The 4,198-nt window shown below is 50.4% G+C and carries 3 rRNA genes; all 3 read right to left on the bottom strand.

Annotated elements, in window-relative coordinates:
* Nucleotides 1-18: 18 nt before the first annotated feature.
* A 23S ribosomal RNA gene (locus KQI83_RS06325) occupies nucleotides 19-2,910 on the bottom strand.
* Nucleotides 2,911-3,228: 318 nt separating this feature from the next.
* Nucleotides 3,229-3,346: ribosomal RNA gene (rrf, locus tag KQI83_RS06320) — 5S ribosomal RNA — on the bottom strand.
* 57 nt (nucleotides 3,347-3,403) lie between these two features.
* Nucleotides 3,404-4,198 (bottom strand): 16S ribosomal RNA (locus KQI83_RS06315); the annotation flags it as partial.

The following is a 4,198-nucleotide window of genomic DNA, read 5'->3' as shown; positions in this document are numbered from 1 at the left end:
CGATTTCCCTAAGTTCTCTAGGTCAAGCCCTCGACCGATTAGTAACAGTCAGCTCCATGCATTACTGCACTTCCACCTCTGCCCTATCTACCTTGTACTCTTCAAGGGGTCTTACTTCCTAAGAATGGGATATCTCATCTTGAGGGGGGCTTCACGCTTAGATGCCTTCAGCGTTTATCCCTTCCGGACTTGGCTACTCTGCCATGGCATTGGTATGCCAACAGATACACCAGTGGTCCGTCCATCCCGGTCCTCTCGTACTAAGGACAGCTCCTCTCAAATATCCTACGCCCGCGCCGGATAGGGACCGAACTGTCTCACGACGTTCTGAACCCAGCTCGCGTACCGCTTTAATGGGCGAACAGCCCAACCCTTGGGACCTGCTACAGCCCCAGGATGCGATGAGCCGACATCGAGGTGCCAAACCACTCCGTCGATGTGAACTCTTGGGAGTGATAAGCCTGTTATCCCCAGGGTAGCTTTTATCCGTTGAGCGATGGCAATCCCACTTTATACCACCGGATCACTAAGTCCTAGTTTCCTACCTGCTCCACCCGTCGGTGTCGCAGTCAAGCTCCCTTATGCCTTTGCACTCTTTAAATGGTTTCCGACCATTCTGAGGGAACCTTTGAGCGCCTCCGATACCCTTTCGGAGGCGACCGCCCCAGTCAAACTCCCCGCCTGGCATTGTCCCACCGCCGGATCACGGCGGCTGGTTAGAAATCCAATACTGCAAGGGTGGTATCCCAACAGTGGCTCCATTGAAACTGGCGTTCCAATCTCTCAGCCTCCCACCTATCCTGTACATGCAGTACCGAATCCCAGTACCAAACTGGAGTAAAGCTCCATGGGGTCTTTCCGTCCTGGCGCGGGTAACCAGCATCTTCACTGGTACTTCAATTTCACCGGGTGCATTGTCGAGACAGTGCTCAAATCATTACGCCTTTCGTGCGGGTCGGAACTTACCCGACAAGGAATTTCGCTACCTTAGGACCGTTATAGTTACGGCCGCCGTTTACTGGGGCTTAAATTCAAAGCTTCGCTTGCGCTAACCTCTCCTCTTAACCTTCCAGCACCGGGCAGGCGTCAGCCCATATACCTCACCTTTCGGTTTTGCATAGACCTGTGTTTTTGCTAAACAGTTGCTTGAGCCTATTCTCTGCGGCCCATCTTAGATGGGCACCCCTTCTCCCGAAGTTACGGGGTCATTTTGCCGAGTTCCTTAACAATGCTTCTCCCGTCGGCCTTAGGATTCTCTCCTCATCCACCTGTGTCGGTTTACGGTACGGGTACAGTACAAACAATAGCGGCTTTTCTTGGTACATGGCTCACATGCTTCGCTACTTTAATTCGCTCCACATCACGTCTTCGGATTGCCTGGCGGATTTGCCAGCCAGACTCCTGCCCCGCTTGTACCGGTCTTTCCATTCCCGGCTCATGCTTTCCACATACGTCCCCACAGTTCTGTTATACTGCAGTACAGGAATATCAACCTGTTGTCCATCGACTACGTCTTTCGACCTCGCCTTAGGTCCCGACTTCCCCAGAGCAGATCAGCTTTACTCTGGAAACCTTGGATATTCGGCCGGAAGGATTCTCACCTTCCTCTCGCTACTCATTCCGGCATTCTCTCTTCCTGACACTCCACAGCTCCTTATCGGTACTGCTTCGTCGCGTCAGCAATGCTCCTCTACCGATGTATTTACATACATCCCACGGCTTCGGTGTCATGTTTCAGCCCCGGACATTTTCGGCGCAGGACCTCTCGACTAGTGAGCTGTTACGCACTCTTTGAATGAATGGCTGCTTCTGAGCCAACATCCTAGTTGTCTTCGAAATCCCACATCCTTTTCCACTTAACATGCACTTTGGGACCTTAGCCGGTGGTCTGGGCTCTTTCCCTTTTGACTATCCAACTTATCTCGTATAGTCTGACTCCCATGAATCATCTTTCTGGCATTCGGAGTTTGATATTCTTCGGTAAGCTTTGACGCCCCCTAGGAAATTCAGTGCTCTACCTCCAGCAGACTCTCATGAGGCTAGCCCTAAAGCTATTTCGAGGAGAACCAGCTATCTCCGGGTTCGATTGGAATTTCTCCCCTACCCACACCTCATCGCCACCCTTTTCAACGGATGTGCGTTCGGTCCTCCATTGCCTTTTACGGCAACTTCAACCTGGACATGGGTAGATCACCCGGTTTCGGGTCTACTCCATCTGACTTAACGCCCTGTTAAGACTTGGTTTCCCTTCGGCTCCAGACCTTCAGTCCTTAACCTTGCCAGATGACGTAACTCGCCGGACCGTTCTACAAAAAGTACGCGGTTCATCTCATATGGATGTTCCACAGCTTGTAAACACAGGGTTTCAGGTTCTCTTTCACTCCCCTCCCGGGGTTCTTTTCACCTTTCCTTCACAGTACTATGCGCTATCGGTCACTAAGGAGTATTTAGCCTTACGGGGTGGTCCCCGCTCATTCCATCAAGGTTTCTCGTGTCTCGATGTACTCTGGATACCGCCTTGTCAACTTTCCTTTCACTTACGGGGCTTTCACCCTCTCTGGCTGGCTTTCCCAAAACCATTCTGCTAGAATCGTTGAATCAATTATGCGGTCCGAACCCCGGAATGCACGCATTCCGGTTTGGGCTCTTTCGCGTTCGCTCGCCGCTACTTACGAAATCGATGTTTCTTTCTCTTCCTCCGGCTACTTAGATGTTTCAGTTCACCGGGTTCCCTTCCATACGTTATGGATTGGCGTATGGATGACTGGAGTCTCTCCAGCCGGGTTTCCCCATTCAGATATCTCCGGGTCATAGGATATTTGCTCCTCTCCGAAGCTTTTCGCAGCTTATCACGTCTTTCATCGGCTCTTAGTGCCAAGGCATCCACCCTGCGCTCTTATTTGCTTGACCTCTTTACTGATAACATAGCGTTGCTATCAGTGGTCCGCATCTTTCGATGCTACTTGTATCTTTGATACTTGTTATTCTCGGATGTTTGATGTCTTGAATCTTATCATCAATCTTTCTATGTGAACTTTTCAAGGTACATTTTTAAGCATCTCTGCTTCCTGACTGAATTTCATCAGTCATTAGAAAACTCAAATCTCTTTGAACTCTCTAATCACTGGTAAAACCAGTTATCTTAACAGCACTTCCCTGCTGATTCAGGTTGACTTCTTTGGAAGTCCGTTCTATATAAAAAAGTGTTTCCACTTATTTTCTTTTTCAATCTGGCAGCCACCTGCTTTCCCATGCCGTCTCCAGCATAGTATCATCGGCCGCTTAGGTCTTAACCATCGTGTTCGGGATGGGAACGGGTGTGTCCCCTAAGCGCATCACCACCAGAAGCATTGAGTTTCTTGATAACTCAACAGCGAAACAACTTCTACTCGATTTTCCTTAGAAAGGAGGTGATCCAGCCGCACCTTCCGATACGGCTACCTTGTTACGACTTCACCCCAGTTATCGAACCTGCCTTCGGCAGCTCCCTCCTTACGGTTGGGTCACTGACTTCGGGCATTTCCAACTCCCATGGTGTGACGGGCGGTGTGTACAAGACCCGGGAACGTATTCACCGCGACATTCTGATTCGCGATTACTAGCGATTCCAGCTTCATGTAGTCGAGTTGCAGACTACAATCCGAACTGAGACGTTATTTTTGGGATTTGCTCCACCTCACGGCTTCGCTTCCCTTTGTTTACGCCATTGTAGCACGTGTGTAGCCCAAGTCATAAGGGGCATGATGATTTGACGTCATCCCCACCTTCCTCCAGGTTATCCCTGGCAGTCTCTCTAGAGTGCCCGGCTTACCCGCTGGCTACTAAAGATAAGGGTTGCGCTCGTTGCGGGACTTAACCCAACATCTCACGACACGAGCTGACGACAACCATGCACCACCTGTCACTCCTGCTCCGAAGAGATAGTACATTACATACTAGGTCAGAAGGATGTCAAGACTTGGTAAGGTTCTTCGCGTTGCTTCGAATTAAACCACATGCTCCACCGCTTGTGCGGGTCCCCGTCAATTCCTTTGAGTTTCATTCTTGCGAACGTACTCCCCAGGTGGAATACTTACTGCGTTTGCTGCGGCACCGAAGAGCTTTGCTCCCCGACACCTAGTATTCATCGTTTACGGCGTGGACTACCAGGGTATCTAATCCTGTTTGCTCCCCACGCTTTCGAGCCTCAGCGTCAGTA

The sequence above is a fragment of the Roseburia sp. MSJ-14 genome (genome assembly GCF_018918225.1).
Classification (GTDB): domain Bacteria; phylum Bacillota; class Clostridia; order Lachnospirales; family Lachnospiraceae; genus Petralouisia.
The sequence above is the reverse complement of the archived record's forward strand: the minus strand, read 5'-3'. Positions and strand labels throughout refer to the sequence as shown.